General features: G+C 43.9%; 14 protein-coding genes. 1 reads left to right on the top strand and 13 read right to left on the bottom strand.

All coding sequences use genetic code 11. The features are described from left to right. Window positions 1–115: 115 nt before the first annotated feature. The 3 genes from N773_RS0104455 to N773_RS0104465 all read right to left on the bottom strand — a co-directional run bounded on the left by N773_RS0104455 (window position 116) and on the right by N773_RS0104465 (window position 3,134). Window positions 116–820 (bottom strand): ComF family protein, encoded by a 705-nt coding sequence (locus tag N773_RS0104455; protein ID WP_024856663.1) that lies wholly within the window; start codon window positions 818–820, stop codon window positions 116–118. 137 nt (window positions 821–957) lie between these two features. Further along, window positions 958–2,304 (bottom strand): hypothetical protein, encoded by a 1,347-nt coding sequence (locus N773_RS0104460; protein ID WP_024856664.1) that lies wholly within the window; start codon window positions 2,302–2,304, stop codon window positions 958–960. Window positions 2,305–2,522: 218 nt separating this feature from the next. Further along, window positions 2,523–3,134 (bottom strand): phosphoribosylanthranilate isomerase, encoded by a 612-nt coding sequence (locus N773_RS0104465; RefSeq protein WP_024856665.1) that lies wholly within the window; start codon window positions 3,132–3,134, stop codon window positions 2,523–2,525. 413 nt (window positions 3,135–3,547) lie between these two features. Here N773_RS0104465 and N773_RS0104470 point away from each other — a divergent pair, with 413 nt between their 5' ends. Next, on the top strand, window positions 3,548–5,197 hold the full coding sequence (locus N773_RS0104470; protein WP_024856666.1) for a putative bifunctional diguanylate cyclase/phosphodiesterase: 1,650 nt from the start codon (window positions 3,548–3,550) through the stop codon (window positions 5,195–5,197). 37 nt (window positions 5,198–5,234) lie between these two features. Here N773_RS0104470 and N773_RS0104475 read toward each other — a convergent pair whose 3' ends face one another. From N773_RS0104475 to N773_RS0104515, 10 genes are all read right to left on the bottom strand, one after another. After that, window positions 5,235–5,642 (bottom strand): hypothetical protein, encoded by a 408-nt coding sequence (locus N773_RS0104475; RefSeq protein WP_024856667.1) that lies wholly within the window; start codon window positions 5,640–5,642, stop codon window positions 5,235–5,237. A gap of 12 nt (window positions 5,643–5,654) precedes the next feature. Beyond that, complete coding sequence (locus tag N773_RS0104480; protein ID WP_024856668.1) at window positions 5,655–7,148, bottom strand: DNA methylase; 1,494 nt, start codon at window positions 7,146–7,148, stop codon at window positions 5,655–5,657. A 187-nt stretch (window positions 7,149–7,335) separates the two neighbouring features. Then, entirely contained in the window at window positions 7,336–8,451 is a 1,116-nt protein-coding gene (locus N773_RS0104485; protein WP_024856669.1) for an N-acetylmuramoyl-L-alanine amidase, read from the bottom strand. A gap of 32 nt (window positions 8,452–8,483) precedes the next feature. Next, window positions 8,484–9,572 carry an aspartate carbamoyltransferase gene (gene pyrB / locus N773_RS0104490; RefSeq protein ID WP_024856670.1) on the bottom strand — a complete coding sequence of 363 codons (1,089 nt, stop codon included), beginning with the start codon at window positions 9,570–9,572 and terminating at the stop codon, window positions 8,484–8,486. 143 nt (window positions 9,573–9,715) lie between these two features. Then, the gene (locus tag N773_RS0104495) at window positions 9,716–10,819 is read right to left on the bottom strand and encodes a DHHW family protein (protein ID WP_024856671.1); all 1,104 of its coding nucleotides are present in this window, start codon (window positions 10,817–10,819) and stop codon (window positions 9,716–9,718) included. A 12-nt stretch (window positions 10,820–10,831) separates the two neighbouring features. After that, entirely contained in the window at window positions 10,832–11,116 is a 285-nt protein-coding gene (locus N773_RS22870) for a hypothetical protein (RefSeq protein WP_242840351.1), read from the bottom strand. Next, on the bottom strand, window positions 11,094–12,209 hold the full coding sequence (locus N773_RS19710) for an MBOAT family O-acyltransferase (RefSeq protein ID WP_242840352.1): 1,116 nt from the start codon (window positions 12,207–12,209) through the stop codon (window positions 11,094–11,096). Before N773_RS19710 ends, N773_RS22870 begins: the two co-directional genes overlap by 23 nt. Then, entirely contained in the window at window positions 12,206–12,805 is a 600-nt protein-coding gene (locus N773_RS0104505; protein WP_043537778.1) for a toprim domain-containing protein, read from the bottom strand. The genes N773_RS19710 and N773_RS0104505 overlap by 4 nt, the downstream gene beginning before the upstream one ends. Window positions 12,806–12,807: 2 nt before the next feature. After that, window positions 12,808–13,875 carry a DNA polymerase III subunit delta gene (gene holA, locus N773_RS0104510; RefSeq protein WP_024856673.1) on the bottom strand — a complete coding sequence of 356 codons (1,068 nt, stop codon included), beginning with the start codon at window positions 13,873–13,875 and terminating at the stop codon, window positions 12,808–12,810. A gap of 45 nt (window positions 13,876–13,920) precedes the next feature. Then, entirely contained in the window at window positions 13,921–15,873 is a 1,953-nt protein-coding gene (locus tag N773_RS0104515) for a ComEC/Rec2 family competence protein (RefSeq protein ID WP_024856674.1), read from the bottom strand. Window positions 15,874–15,877: the final 4 nt, after the last annotated feature.

Raw genomic sequence — 15,877 nt, forward strand, 5'->3', positions numbered from 1 at the left:
ATACCGAAAGTACTGCGGCTTTTGTATTGGCATTAAATAATGTGGTATCACCGTTGATCAGAAAGATACCAAAATATACGGTCGTATAGTATGGTATGATTTCGTATACATTCGGTTACGGCACAATATCATCACAATCCCCGCTCTTTTTATATACTGCGGATACTGCCGCACTGCAGGCGTACACTTTCTTTGCTCCCATCGACTTTAGCTGTGCCGCACAAGCTCTGATGGTCGAACCCGTCGTGATAACATCGTCACAAATAAGCACTGTTTTTCCCGATATATCACGATGTTTTGACAAAGCAGTATAAACCTCCTCCGCATGGAGCTGACGTTCATCACGTTCCAGCTTGTGCTGTTCGGTGCTGTCTTTTTTTCTTTTAAGTAGATGGAAATCAGTCGGTTTGCCAAGCTTGTCAGCGGTAAAACGTGCTAAAAGTTCCGCCTGATCTCTGCCTCTGACCATCTTCTTTGAAAAATGCATCGGCACAGCGGTAACAATATCGATACTTTCGGAGATACCTCGATCACGAAGCTTATCAGCTATCATATCCGCGCTTAGCTCAGCAAAATTGAACACAGAATCACCGTGTTTCAGCTTGTATATCAACCCGATTATATCGCTTTCGTAATAAAATACACCTACTGCACCGTCAGTGTTTTCGATATGTATAAGACCTTCAAAAGTTTCGGGCATATCCCCTGCGCATTTCTCGCACATAAGACCGTTCCACTTTATCACCTTTCCGCATAAAGCACAGGTGTTTGGAAAAACGATATCAGCCAGATATTTGTAGACCCCTTTCGTCGCAAGCATAACATCACCTCAGCAAAAAGCTCCGCCTTATTGGGACGGAGCTTTGTTAGTACAATAACTATAGTATTTCCTGCGCTAGCATAATTCGGAATGCTGACGCTGAAATACAATTCAGTTTGCTATAAGAAACCGGTATATTACAGATATGTACCGTAATCAGCATTCTCCTTGTTGATAGCCTCGATCTCCTCATTGATATCGCTGACTACCTTGCCTGCCTTGTCCTTCTCGTCGATAAGAACAAGCAGTTTAGCCTGCATTTCCTCGATCTCCTTCTTCATCATTTCGACCTTGGTGTTGCAATCGAAAGCATCGTTCTCTGCATCAGTCTTTTTAGACTTCAGCTCCTCGATCTTCTTGTTATTTGCCGCAATCTGTTCCTGTGCAAACTGCTTCATCTTTTCCAATGCGCTCATGCCCGGATAAACCTCCTTCACTTCCTTGGAAACAACTTCCTCGGTATTATTTTCATATCCGATCTCAGGGATATCTTCAACTGGCTCAGGTGCCTTTACAAGTTCCTTTTCAAGCTCTTCAAGGCTTACCGATTCGATAGATGGGATCTCAAGTATCTCATCCATAGCAGGATCTTCAGGCACATTATCTACAAGGCTTACCTTGTGATCTTCAGCGGGTGCACCGCTTTCGTTATCGTCATCGTCAGGCAGCAGGCTGACCTTATGCTCTTCAACTTCTTTTTCAATGATAGGAGGAAGATTTGCTTCTTCAACAACCTTTCTGAGAAGCTCTGCCTCATCGATAGTTTCTGTGGATGTCTCAGCCTTTACTGTCTCTTCTGCAGCCTGAACCGGTTCTTCCACAGGCTTTTCTTCTGCTGCAGGCTCATTATTTACAAGACCGTAAGAAGCAGAAACAGGCTTGGGATCATCACGCTTTGAATACGCAGGCGGAGTGTATTTAGGTCTTACAGGCTTAGCGATCTGTTCGCCTTCAAGTCCTGTTGCAAAATTACTGAACTTATTATCTTCATTATCAGAAGTCTTAGCGGGAGCAGGTTCAGCTTTTTTATGGGCTTCGACCCTTCTGAAATGCTCGTCCATGACATCGCGTACCGCGAGGATATCAGCTTTGTCCTTATTGAAAAATTCTGCGATATCGTTTACACTTCTGCCATCTTTGAGCATCTTTGCTATGCCCTCTGTATGCTTGTCGAGAAATCCCTCGTCGTCCATGTCAAGGTTTACTGTTATCTTAACAGGATGGTCGTCATTCTTGGAATTTCTTTTCAGAAATCCAACACCGGGGAACTTAGCCTTCTGACCTTTTTCATTTTCCTCGGTAATAGAATGATCCACCTTGGGCTGAACATAGCTTTTATACTCAGGAAAATACTTCTCTACTATACCAATAACGTTCGCCTTTGGGATATTATTCATCGATCTTGATATTTCATCAAAACTATAACCCTCTTTATACAAACGAACGATCTTTTCATTAGTGCTTTCTTCCTTCTTCTTAGCCAAATTAATCAATCCTTCCATGCATATTCCGGTATCAAGCTGTAAAACAGCTATTTGAAAATACATCAGACACCGTTTTTATCGCTCTTATATATTATACAATATTCGAATTAAAATGTCAATACAATTTGTCGAAATTCTCTACAATATTTTAATATTTTTCTTGGTGGAATATTTTCATAATTGTCAGAAACATGATATTAACATTTTACAAAACTCAATTATGCCATTCGTGCATTTTTTACAAAGGCTAATATCTTGTTTCTGTCCTTTCCGATACCAACGTCTTTCTCAACTCCCGATGAAACATCGACACAGTCGGGTCTTACACGTCTTACGGCATCAAAAACATTTTCTGGATCAAGTCCTCCTGCCAGTATGAACATTTTACCATCGCGGGGAATATCGTCCAGAAGTTTCCAATCGAAACATTTTCCGCTTCCGTACTCCGCAGCATCAAAAACATAGCCGCAGACCTTATCCAGCTTTGAATATTTTTCAAGCATATCGATATCCGTCACGTTGAATGCTTTAACTATCGGTATAGCGGAAGCCTCATATGCTTCATCGGAAAGTTTCCCGTGCACCTGAAGTATATCAAATCCTGCTTCGCTTATCTCCCTGACCTGCTCTGCATCCGGGGATACCGTCACCGCATATTTTTTTACGTTATCTGACAGCGCACTCATTATCTCCTTTGCCTGTGAGATGCTGACGTTTCTCTTGCTTTTCGGGAAAAACAGCACCATTCCTGCCATATCAGCTCCGCTTTCAGAAACGTTAACAGCGTCCTCGGCAGATACAAGCCCGCATATTTTTATCTTAACTGACAATTATATCACCATCCATAGATATTTGGTTCATTCTTCGTTAATTATTATAGCATATTTATTTTTTTTATTCAAGGTCAGTTTGGTGGTTTATTCAATTCCATAATTTAACATTTTGTAAACTGTAATTTCTCTTAACTTGCTAATCGTCTGCTTTATATAACAAATTATTAACTAAATTTAATTTTAATTAGTCTATGTTTAAATTTATACATTTGCCAATATTAGTCAGCTTCAATGACATTTCTTTGTCTGAACAGTAAAATAGTTTGCCTAAATTAAGCTTCTCATTGTGACATTCTTAGAACTTTTAACATAAGACTTGATTTTTACGTGCTTTCCTGTATAATGGTATTAAAGATTGGGTTTGTTACCGATAAAGTATTATTGTTTGATATTAATATCGGGGTGGTAATTTGAACGAAAAATTTAAACTTATAAAGCAGTCCTTCAAAATGCTTGAGGGTCTGTCTGTGTTTGATGAGGAGGTCATTCGCGAAGCTGTAAAGCCTATAGCCGAAGTTTACGGTGCTGCGGCGATCATGCTGGAGATCCCTTTCAGGTCCAACAAGCAGATCTTCTATCTATACGGCGATAATTCTGTTGATATCGTCGGCAAACAGATCTTCACCTACGAAGGCAGGCGGAGAGCGGGCGTAAGGACTGTCATTACATGGATAAGCAGCGGTACAATATGGGACGATGAAGATCTTGAAGACCTTGATTTCATCAGCACCACTGCCTGCACGCTGTCTGAGAAATTAAGGCTGGATGCCATGGCAAACAGCTATTATTATATCGATACCGTCACAGGTGTCAGCAATAACAATGGTCTTGGCAGATTTGTCAGCAAGCTTATACGACGCGGGATATTCCATCAGTACGGCTGTGCACTTCTGGATATAATCGGGTTCAGCTATGTAAACAAAAAGGTTGGCTTCCGTACAGGAACAAAAGTCATTAAACAGTATGCATCTAAGCTGAAAGAAATATTTGGCGCTGATGAACTTGTTGCCCGCCCCGGGGGAGATAATTTTATTATCATATTCAAAAAATCGAATATCGACAAGCTGACCAATCTGGTCAGTGGAATTGATGTTAAGGCTAGAGTCAATTCTGCAACCATGAGGTTCACCCTAACTGCAAGAGCAGGTATATACATGGTGAATTCTCCTGACCAGACTTTTGATAATGTAGTATCCTACCTTTCCACTAGCCTCAACTACGCCAAAAGCTATTCACGTACGAACGTTGTCTATTATAATAAGGACGTTGAACACAAAGTCATAGAACACAAGGAGTTCTGCCAGAAGTTCAAAAATGCTATCGACAAGAACGAGTTCTATGTGCTGTATCAGCCTAAGGTATACACCAAAAATAATACCCTTTACGGTGCTGAAGCCTTAGTCAGATGGAACAACGACGGCAAAGTGATCTACCCGGGAGATTTCGTTGAGATATTTGAAAAAGAACATCTGATATCAGCACTTGATTTCTACGTTCTTGAACAGACCTGCCGTGATATGCGCAGTTGGTTGGATAACGGTCTTGAACCTGTTACGGTATCCGTAAACTTCTCTAATGATCATCTCGGCGATGATGAACTTGTTGACCGTATAATTGCAATAGTCGATAAATACGGCATCGATCATCATCTCATCGAGATCGAGATGACTGAGACTGTAGATGTTTACGAGATAAACCGTCTTCTTACCTACGTCAATGGTCTTCATAAGAACGGTTTTACTGTGGCGATAGATGATTTTGGCATCGGCTATTCTTCATTGCTTATGCTCCAGAATATCTCTGTGGATGTTCTGAAGATCGACAAGGCTTTTATTGCCGAACTCACAGGTGATGCAGAAAAGCGTGAGAATATCATTCTTCGCCATATAATAAATATGGCAGAGGAATTAGGTGTGGAGATAGTTGCCGAGGGCGTAGAGACCGATGAACAGCGCAGCAACCTTACAGATATGCACTGCCATCGGATTCAGGGTTATTTCTATGATAAGCCGCTTTTTACCGATGCTTTCCGCTTGAGATTATCCGCAAAAACATACTGAAAAAAACGGAGCGTTATTCAAATGAACGCTCCGTTTTCTATTCCTTGAATTCTAATTTGTAAAGATCGGCTATCGGTATTCGTGAGCCGTCAGTAAAAACAACAGTATTTTCATAACTGTCGATGATGCGCACTGCTCCCCTTTTTACATTATAACTTCCGCCCACTTTTCGTTTGTCGGGCAGAAAGTATACAGCTATTATCTCGGGTCTTTCGGACAATTCTTCCATAAGCCTGCAAAGCTGAGAATTCAGCCTGTTGATATCGTCCTCGTCAAGCACATGCCGACAGTCCGTGTACCGTGCAGTCTCACTTACCGCATCATCATAACCGGTCAACGCCGCAAATGGCGCAAACTGTGCGGCACGGTCATGCCTTGACATACACGGAAAATCGTCATAATAGGGTCGGTCCATATCCTTTATATCACTGTAATCATGAAACATATCATCACCTTTTTACGCCCTGTGTCCGCCGATAGTTCCGTTCCTCTCGCGTGCAGTGCCACCTTCAAGGTAATTGAAGCCCCGAAGCACTGCGTTCTTACCATATCGGTGCTTGATCTTCAGCATAGCCTGCTGTATGGCTTTTTCTTTGTGATAAGCTTTTTCGCGCTCCTCACTCTCCTGCTGAGTCGAAGCTATCGTGAATATATCCAACTGTTCGCACATCTCGTATTCAGAGGCTTCTTCCTCGTATATCAGATCGCAGGCGGCAATGTTCAGCCTGCGGAAAAGAAGTCTGCTGTCAGCTATCCGCTCAAAAACTTCTGTAACCGCCGCAGTTATCTCCTTTGAAGATGCAGTGTGCCGTCTGAGATTAACAGTACCCCGTGAATGTTTCGGTATCGCACGACCGTAATGGTCGCATACTACCTCGCCATCATAATTTCTGCCAGAAAGACTTTCCCTGTCATAACCCAGCATCAGCACCAGCTGATCTGTTACCAGCCTTTTTTCTGCCAGATCAAGGGAAAGAGCATCAGCCATCTCACGTATTATTATGTGAGCGTCCTTATACTCCGTGGGCTTTTGCAGTACCTGCCCCGCTGAGAGACTTTTCGTTTCGGGACGGTATGCCTTGACATCAGCCATCGTAGTAGGCTCGATCCCCCATGCATGATCTATCAGAAGCTCCGCATTTTTTCCCAGCTCCCTGTAAATATTGCCTATCCGCCATCTGTCCAGTGAATGTCTTGCTATATCGCCCATAGTCCTTATCCCCAGCTTTTCAAGACGCTTTGCGATACCTCCGCCGACACGCCAGAAATCTGTTATCGGTGTATGTTCCCACAGCTTTTCACGGTAAAGTTTTTCATCAAGATAAGCTATCCGCACGCCGTACTTATCCGCAGGTATATGCTTTGCAACTATATCCATAGCTACCTTGCAGAGGTACATATTAGTACCGATGCCCGCCGTAGCGGTTATCTTTGTTTCCGAAAGAACATCGCGCACCAGCATAGCGGCAAATTCACAGGGAGATACACCGTATGTCGCCAGATAACCGGTAGCATCAATAAATACCTCGTCTATCGAATACGCAAAAATATCCTCCGGTGCAACATACCTGAGATATATCCCGTATATCTTCGCGCTTACCTCCATATACTTCGCCATATGCGGCGGTGCGATGATATAGCTGAGTTCCAGTGTCGGGTCGGCTTTCAGTTCCCTGTCAGAATCCGAACTTCCCGAAAATCCTCTGCTTTGAAGCTTGTTCCTGCGGATACTGTTTATCCCCTTGACCTTTTCCACAACTTCAAAAAGTCTTGCCCTGCCCGAAATCCCGTAAGCTTTCAACGACGGTGTAACCGCCAGACAGATAGTTTTCTCTGTACGAGTTGGGTCAGCCACGACCAGATTAGTATCCAGAGGGTCACGTCCACGTTGAACACATTCTACTGATGCATAAAAAGATTTAAGGTCTATCGCCACATATATCCTTTCCATAAGCTCACCACCTTTTCGCACATTTGTTTGTATTTATATTCTATCATACATTTGTTCGATTGTCAATAGCTTTACGAAAATTTGTTCGATTAAAAAATCACAAAAAAAACAGACAGCAAAAACTGTCTGCATAAAAAATCAAGGCAGATACTTCACACGAAGCATCTGCCTTGATACAGGAAAATTATTATTCTGTCATCATAGGGTCAGTGTAGTAACCCATGCCGTCCTCTGTAAGAACACTTTCGTCCGTTTCAGTTTCAGGGTCGCTATAACTCTGATAATCATCATATTGATATTCGGTGTCATCAGTATATTCCGACTGACTGCTGTCATCGCTCTCCGAGCTCTCGTCGGGTTCGCTTTCGGTCTCTGTCGGTTTCTCAACAGGTGCCGGCTTGTTGGATAACAGCTGACCTTCTAACAATCTTGCACCGTTTTCATCGGTAACACCCAATTCGTTTGCACCGTTTATTATCGCATTTCCGATAGCCCTGGCATAAGGTTCAAGACTAGCTTCCAGAAGCTGATTATCGATACTGCTTGTAAGATAACCCATATCCAGCAGAACACTGGGCATGACTGTAAGCTGATTTATCTTGTAGTTAGAGGTGTTATCATTGGGATATCCCGCACGAACTCCCCTGTTTTCCGATATGCCGACATCCTGCAACCTAGCCATTATCTTCTCTGCGAAAAGTTTGTCTGCTTCGGGCTTTGAAGTGTGTATCCATGCTTCAAAACCGTGGGTATCGCTGCCCTCTATTTCAGAGCTGCTGCGGTGTATCGAAACAAACAGATCAGCACCGTTATCATTGGCGATCTTGCATCTTTCCTCAACGCTGATATATCTGTCATCTGTCCTCGTCATAATGACCTTGACACCGCAGCTCTCAAGATATTCTTTCAGCGCTTCGGCGATCTTCAGGGTATCATTCTTTTCAAGCCTGTCATCTTCACCTAAAGTGCCTTTATCAAAACCACCGTGTGCGGCATCTATGCATACTGTCAGCTCGATACCGTCATAAACTACATCATTCTCCTTGTTTTCAGGAGCTGCGTAGTAATCATCGCCTTTTTTATCAGCCGATGATGTAACAGCAGACTTCGCATCATTGCCTTTTTTTGACTTTCCCGAAACAGCACCAGCGATCTTGACGATACCAACTATCGCAATGATAAGCACGACCGCCGCAATACTTATCCTGCCCCAGTATACCTTGACCTTTTTCTTCTTGTTTTTATTTTTACGCGGCATACGACCGTATACCTGGTAAAACTCTTCATCTGACATTTTATACATGGACATTGCTCCCCGTTATAGGCGGAAAACTTTTATTCCACCAGTGTTCTCTCGTCACAGTATTCACATTCAAGCATTGTGCCGTCGCCCCTGAAATAGTGAGGCAGATAAGTTTCCTTATGGGTTATGCACAAGGGGTTCGAGCATTTCTGATGCTCATGGACCTTACCTGTGATGAGTGGTACCTTCATACTGTTCTCTTCGAGCATAGTGAGTATCAGTGCCATTCGGATATACATACCGTACTTAGCCTGCTTGAAATACATAGCTCTCGGGTCATCATCAACTTCGATAGCTATCTCATCAACTCTGGGCAGCGGGTGAAGAACTATCATGCTGTCCTTAGCCTTAGCCATCTTCTTTTTATCGAGTATGTAATGACCTTTCTGCTTTTCATATTCCTCGGGACTAGCAAATCTCTCGCGCTGTATCCTGGTCATATAAAGCACATCCAGCATACCGACTGCATCATCAAGAGAAGATACTTCCTTGTAAAGATGACCGCCTGCTGAAAGGACATCTTTGATGTAAGCCGGCAGAGCGAGCTCGGGAGTTGATATCAGCACAAAGCTGGTTCCCTTGAAGCAGGACATAGCCTTTATCAGCGAATGTACTGTTCTGCCGTTTTTAAGGTCTCCGCAAAGACCGATGCAAAGTCCTTCAAGTGAACCTTTTTCCTCTTTCAAGGTCAGCAGGTCGGTAAGAGTTTGAGTAGGATGAAGATGTCCGCCGTCTCCTGCATTTATAACAGGACAATCAGCTGTCAATGCTGCTGCCTTTACAGAACCAGCAACAGGGTGTCTCATTACCATTATGTCTGCATAGCCTGAAACTATCTTTGTGGTATCCTTGATGTTCTCGCCTTTAGCGACTGAAGAAGTCGCGGGGTTGTCAAAGCCGATTATAGTTCCGCCCAGCCTTAGCATAGCAGTCTGAAAAGACATCTGCGTTCTGGTAGACGGTTCATAGAACAGCGTACCCATTATCTTGCCCTTGCAGCTTTCAGCATAAGCAGAGGGATCAGCCATTATCTTGTGGGCTCTGTCCAGCAGATTTTCCCACCAGCTAACAGAGTAATCATTAAGGTCGATAAGGTTGAGGTTGTTGTAAAGATTTGCCATAAATAAACTTCCTTTCAGCACAAAACATACCCTTAAAACATCATACAGATATATTATAACACATCTTGGCAGAAAAGTAAAGACACAGCAAATAATTTCCCGCCTGTTACTAAAAAAATCAGGATAGTACGTATCTGATGGTATCAGGTCAGCGTATCAAAATATGCTGCATTTGAAAAGCTGTCAATATCAAATATAACAAGTATCTGATCGTAGTCATCGGGATCAACAACATCAGAAAGTTTCATGTCAGCCTGCTTCATCCTGTTTGGATCTACCATGGTTATCCTGCTGTAATGGGCAGTATAGAAAGGCACGATGGTGTTTGCGTAACTTCCCTTGATAATAAGCAGCTTAGGGCTGTCTTTCAGGTTTGTGAATACATCTGTTCTTATGTACCTGTTACCCAGCAGAAAGATATCCGTCTTTTTACCGCTTTTAAGTGCCGATCTGAAATAAACCGACTCGGCTTCTTTGCTATCGGATGTTCCGTACATTCTGACCTTAGTCACAGGACTCTGATACTTCGACCTGAAAATATTTATCCTGTCAGGCTCGATGCTTCCTACCATCGCTTTGTCATACAGACTTCCTGTGAGGTTTGCATCGGCATATTCCTGATCGTAATTATCAAGAGATACGGCGGGGAAACCAAGTTGTCTGACGGATTCGGTGTAAGCGTAATATGCGCCGAAACTTGTCCACAGATCTTCTGTACGATAATAGACATACTCATCACGTGCCGAATAGAGCGGGTAAAAAGCATCGATGGAGATTATCCTCTTATCGAGCTGCATATAGGCATCATTGATCCTCTCCCGCTGATCTCCGCACCCAAGCAGTCCGGGAAGATCAGCACTGTATACTCCTCCGGCTGTAGGTGCAAGCATCATGTATATCGGACTTTCAGTGTTTGCCGCAAGTTCATTTATATATGCCACATTCTCGATCGTATTGTCATCGTCGTGATTATCTGATACCTTTACAAGACGATCCCCTGCTATGAATGTATCACCGAAACGCTTTCTGCCCACAAATCCCATCAGATTTCCGAACATGGAGCGCCAGTTTGAGTTCAAAGGAAAATTCTGCACAACGTATTCTGTACAGGCTTCCTTGGGAGTATCACTGTTTTTTGATATGTTCTCAAACGATATCTTTCCCTGAAAGAAAAGTGTGCTGACAGCAAACATTAAGAGTATCGCAAAAAAAGCTATAACTGTTATCGCATCTGAAAACTTTTTCACTCAGCACACCTCCTAGAACATATAAATGCAGTTATCGCCCGAAACAAGGAATGCCGTGCATATGATAAGCAGGGCTATGACCCATACGGGCTGTATTATGGTCGTCAGATATTCATTGTTAAAAACCTTTTTCCTCTTCAGATAACCGAAAGCGCCTAATGATACAACCAGCGCCATGATCATCGGCACACTGTAGCTGCCGAACAAATAGCTCGAAGCTGTATCAAGTGTGTTGTCGCCGCTTCCGAACATCGCCGATATGTACAGCAGTGCCTCAGCAGGCTCGGAGAAAGCCATAAAAGGGATTATGACCAGTGTCAGGAACAACAATAAAATGTATCTGACAAAGCCGGGCAGTTTTTTTTAGCGGACATTCCAGTATCTTTTCAAAACACAGCACTACTATAAGCGCTGCCCCGAACATAACCGACCTCATTGAAACACCATACCACAGCACTGCCAGCATAACCGAGAACATTATAGCTAAAAATTCTGAAAAACCGTTATCATCACGTTTTATTTTTCTATAAATATATTTTCTTGACCAGTGATAAAGCGAAGGGTTAGCGTGTCTGCACAGCCCTCTGAAACTCTTTGATTGTATCGTTACGGGAAGACTGTAGCACAGCTCTACACCCATCAGCGAGGCCATGCCACATGCCATACAGCAGAAAGCGCAGACTTCAAAGTAGAAGAACATGGCAAATCCCAGAGCACCAAGCCATGCAGCCGGTACAGGCATACTCTTCAAAGGTATGTCTGTTACATCATGCCACATATCATACATGGCGTTTGAAATGAAAAGCTTCATTATAAGACCCAGCATCAGCATTCTGACACCAACCGCGCATTTCGCAAAGCCGGGCTTGGGATCTTCAAACTGAGGCTTCATCTTATCAAAGCTTAGTATCGGTCCCGCGCCGAATGTCGGAAAGAATGCGATATACTCTGCTACTGTAGTGAACTTGTGTTCGCAGACATACTTCTTTTTGTAAACATCAATGCAGTATGCCACCGAATGCAGCGGCATGACCGACGCACCTATCGCAGCAGCACTTTTTACAAGTGATCTCTGCCCGAGGAGCGTCATAAGATCGGAGCCGTCAAATGCTGTGCGATGGAACAGCAGGAATACCGCCGCATTGATCGCGATCTCCAGCCCGAGAAAGACCTTTCCCCATATCTTATCCCTGAAATTATGTATGAAAATCCCGAACAGATATCCGCTCAGTATGCAGACACCCATTGGTATCAGTCCCACAGGGTCTGCCCAGAAAATAATTCCTGCTCCCGCAAGTATTACCAGAAGCCTTTTAAGAACCTTTGGTGTTATCAGATAAATACCCATAAAAACGGGCAGAAAAAAATATAAAAAGCTGATATCGCTCATTTTTCCGCCCCTTTCAGTTTATTGATATATTCTATGAATGAATCTCTGCCCATCATCGTGCTGACGGCATCACGTAAAGCATTTGAAGACAGCTTTGCAGGCAATCCCAGTGACACTGCCGCCTTTTCTCTCATAGCAGAACTGTTCGGCGAACCGTTAAGCCCCAGTGCTATCATGTCCTGCTTGGTAACAGGCTCACGGACTATATCGGTATCTCCTGAAAGACCTGCCTTTTCAAAAGCTTCTCTCAGTATCTCCACGCTCATACCCTCGACACCAAGCTTACCCTCTTTTGAAGCGTGCTCTTTTCTGCGTTCTTTGCCGAATATCACAGGGCAGTACACATTGATTATCTGTGCGTCACCAACAAGACTTTTTATACGTCCGCGTATCTGCTGACCCGCAGTATCCGAGTCCGTCAGAATGATAAGCCCGACACTTTTCGCGTACATCTGAATGAGTTTTATCTTGTCCTCACTTCTGTAAATGCCGAAACCGTCAGTGGTGATTATCACTCCGTCTATTACATTTTTCAAAGCGATCTTGTCATATTTTCCTTCTACGACTACCGCCTGTCTTACTTTGATCTTTTCCATCATTAAACCCTGCCGTTTCCCGCCATGAAACATTCTGCCACACGCTGTTCGAGCACAAGCATTGCTCCCTTTTTATCCAGCGATGTGGTCTTCATCGTAAGATCGGTCTGAGACATTATCTTCAGAACCTCTCTTATCTTAGTCAGCGAAATGCTTCCGCAGATCTGGAAAGCTTTTTTCACTGCAAATTCTCTATTCTTTGCATATCCGAAATCCTTGCAGGCATCAGCTGCAGCAAGCCCCGATGACCTGGCAAGCTTAGCACGGTAGATATCGGTCAGAGAAAAACCTATTATGCTGACTATCTCGTAAGCGTCATAATCCTGCTTTGCAAGCTCTGAAAGGCGGTTATAAACGTACTTTGCGTTGTTGTTGAGGATATTCACAGCCAGCTCGTAACCATCGGATTCAATGTGCTTAACACATATGGTGTCGATATCCTCTTTCGTTACCGAACGCCCCTGGGCATAAGCTGAAAGTTTGTCGATCTCCTGTTTTATGTAAGCCGAATCGCACCCACAGCACTCTGCAAGATATTCAGCCGTCCTCTTATCGATGGCACAGCCGTTCTTCTGCAATGCCGCGGCGATGGAGCGTCCCAGTTCGCCCGCTGATTTATAAGCAAAATCTACAACTTCGCCGTACTTAGCACAGTGGTCGCAGAACCTCTTATTTTTGTCCGTGAGATTCCTCTTGTTTTTGTAAAGGTCAACACCCGTGGCATAAATGATGACCGTAGTAGTCTCAGAAAGATTAGATACTATCTTTCGCAGTGCGTCGCCGTCTTCCTTACTTATATCCTCCATTCGCAGATCGTTTATTGCAATAACTACACGTTCGGCGAACATGGGCAAAGCTTCGCAGGCATCGACCAGCGCAGGTATATCCAGCCCCTTGCCTTCAAACTTGTGAAAGTTCATGAATTGCGCATCCTTGGGACAAAGCTTGTTTATCAGCCACTTTGTATAGCTTTCAATGGAAGCTGTATCATGCCCGTAAAAATAGTAAAGGCTCGCCGCTTCACCATTTTTTATATCTTTAGTAATATTTGAAGTATTGCTGACAGCCATTACACAGCCTCCTTAACTAATTTTTTTTAAACTACAACAGCCGCTTTAGATCCGACTAAGCTCATTTCCATCGAACTCCAGAGGTCGTTTCTCCCCGGAAATATCAATCATATCACCGTTTATCTCCATCTTTCCCTTGCCAAGGAAGAACTTACAATCCTCATAGCTGACAACAAATCCGTCATCCGCAGACTTGACTTGCATATCACCCAGATCAGCAGTATCTTCACTGTTCAGAAAAACAGCACGTCCATCAGCCGTGATAAGATCGTCGCTGATAAAAACTATATCGGGCTGCAAAAAGAAATCGGCATCGTAACCCGCAGCTGTAACAGCACCGTCATCAAGTATGAAAGCATATGGCATCTCACGGATACCGATCCTGTCCATCTGATGCTGCAACGCACTGTCCAGTCTGCCCTTGCAGCCAACATCGAATACATAAGCCCTGCCGCTAACTGATATAATGTAAGCCGATTTCTTACCGTCAGGCAGAACAGTTACTCTGATATCATTATCAAGCACCCGGGTGATATTCGTGCTTGCACACCAGACTGCAAGTACAGCCGCTGTACATACTGCAACTTTACTGCTTTCTCTGATACGAATGCAACCGTAAGTCATCAGCACGGAACCTGCGATAATGATAAAAATCATAACCCGGGAAGATGCAAAAACATAGCTGAAATCAAGCCTTGCCAGTTTATCAGAAAAGTAAAGCACGAACTTCACAGGTAAAGCCGCCGCTATAAGCAAAGGTGCTGCCAGGGCACCACCGCCTGTGAAAAGAACAATAAAACATATCTGAAGCGAAACTGTACAGAGAGGCACAAGCAGAAGATTAGTGACTACCGAAGCCGCAGATACTCCGCCAAAAAGCAATGCAGATGCAGGAGCAGTCATGAAAAGCACAGCCGCCGAAAGTCTAAGCGTGCTGCCGACTTTACCGTCTTCTTCGTGTTTAGAAAGAGTCACGCATTCGATAGCCGCAACTGCAAGGAATGACAACACAAATGAGGGCGAGATCACCGTATAAGGCTTTGACGCCGTAAGTATAACAGCGCAAAGTCCAAGGGAGTTAAATCCATCGCTCTTTCTTCCGAAATAGTAGCCACTCCGCGTGAAGGTCATCATCACCGCCGCTCTTACAACGCTCACCGAAAGACCTGCGAATACAGCAAAGCCCCATATCTCGACAAGAGTAAGCCAATATACAGCCCGCTTCGCCTTGACGATCTTCCCGACAGCGAATCCGAAAAATGCCGCCGCGATAACAAGGTGTATTCCCGAAACTGCGAATATATGACCCAGACCGCTCCTGTAAAGTTCAGTCTTCATCGCAGGAGACATCTCACTCTTGTCACCGCAAAGCATTGCCCCGAGGAAAGCACCTTCACGCTTTGGACAGACCGACATTATCCTTTCAAATAATCTGTCGCGGTATACTCGTATCCAGCGGAAAACAGGATTCACCGAGTGCCCGGAAAGCTCATAATGCCCCGTAGCATATCCGCCCTGCAAAAATACGCTTTTTGAATAATTGTAGCTTCCGCTGTCAAAGCGCACTCCGTCCTCGATAACGCTGACAGTATCAGTCACGGAGATCTCATCATAGTAATGCATATCCCCGAATGGCAGAACATAGCTTATCTCAGTGCGTATACCATCCACTTTACCGCAGACGATCACTCTGTCATAATTTCCATCTATCTGAGATATGTCTTTGATATAGCCATGCATCGTGACTTCTTTTCCGTCCATCGCGATGAGCCTGTCATATACAAAATGAGTGTATCCCGAATTCAACGCTATGCCCACAGCGAAAGCTATAAAACATACCACCGCATGACGTCGGTATCCTTTCAGAGCAGAATATACTATCACAGCAAAACCCAGTGCCGTCAGCAGGAAAAGACCATTCTTTTCACTGCGAAAAATTGCCCCAAGCGTCAGCGCCGCCCAGAAAGATACTCCCGCCCAAGCTGCTTTTCTGGTCATATTA

It is taken from the genome of Ruminococcus albus AD2013 (assembly GCF_000526775.1).
Classification (GTDB): domain Bacteria; phylum Bacillota; class Clostridia; order Oscillospirales; family Ruminococcaceae; genus Hominimerdicola; species Hominimerdicola alba_A.

Bases quoted from the DNA above. Each gene is read 5' to 3' on its own strand.
- holA (WP_024856673.1), bottom strand. From the start codon at position 13,875: ATGGCTGTCAGCAATACTTCAAATATTACTAAAGATATAAAAAATGGT.
- N773_RS0104505 (WP_043537778.1), bottom strand. From the start codon at position 12,805: ATGGAAAAGATCAAAGTAAGACAGGCGGTAGTCGTAGAAGGAAAATAT.
- N773_RS19710 (WP_242840352.1), bottom strand. From the start codon at position 12,209: ATGAGCGATATCAGCTTTTTATATTTTTTTCTGCCCGTTTTTATGGGT.
- N773_RS0104515 (WP_024856674.1), bottom strand. From the start codon at position 15,873: ATGACCAGAAAAGCAGCTTGGGCGGGAGTATCTTTCTGGGCGGCGCTG.
- N773_RS22870 (WP_242840351.1), bottom strand. From the start codon at position 11,116: ATGGCTTTCTCCGAGCCTGCTGAGGCACTGCTGTACATATCGGCGATG.
- N773_RS0104475 (WP_024856667.1), bottom strand. From the start codon at position 5,642: ATGTTTCATGATTACAGTGATATAAAGGATATGGACCGACCCTATTAT.
- N773_RS0104480 (WP_024856668.1), bottom strand. From the start codon at position 7,148: ATGGAAAGGATATATGTGGCGATAGACCTTAAATCTTTTTATGCATCA.
- N773_RS0104455 (WP_024856663.1), bottom strand. From the start codon at position 820: ATGCTTGCGACGAAAGGGGTCTACAAATATCTGGCTGATATCGTTTTT.
- N773_RS0104485 (WP_024856669.1), bottom strand. From the start codon at position 8,451: ATGTATAAAATGTCAGATGAAGAGTTTTACCAGGTATACGGTCGTATG.
- pyrB (WP_024856670.1), bottom strand. From the start codon at position 9,572: ATGGCAAATCTTTACAACAACCTCAACCTTATCGACCTTAATGATTAC.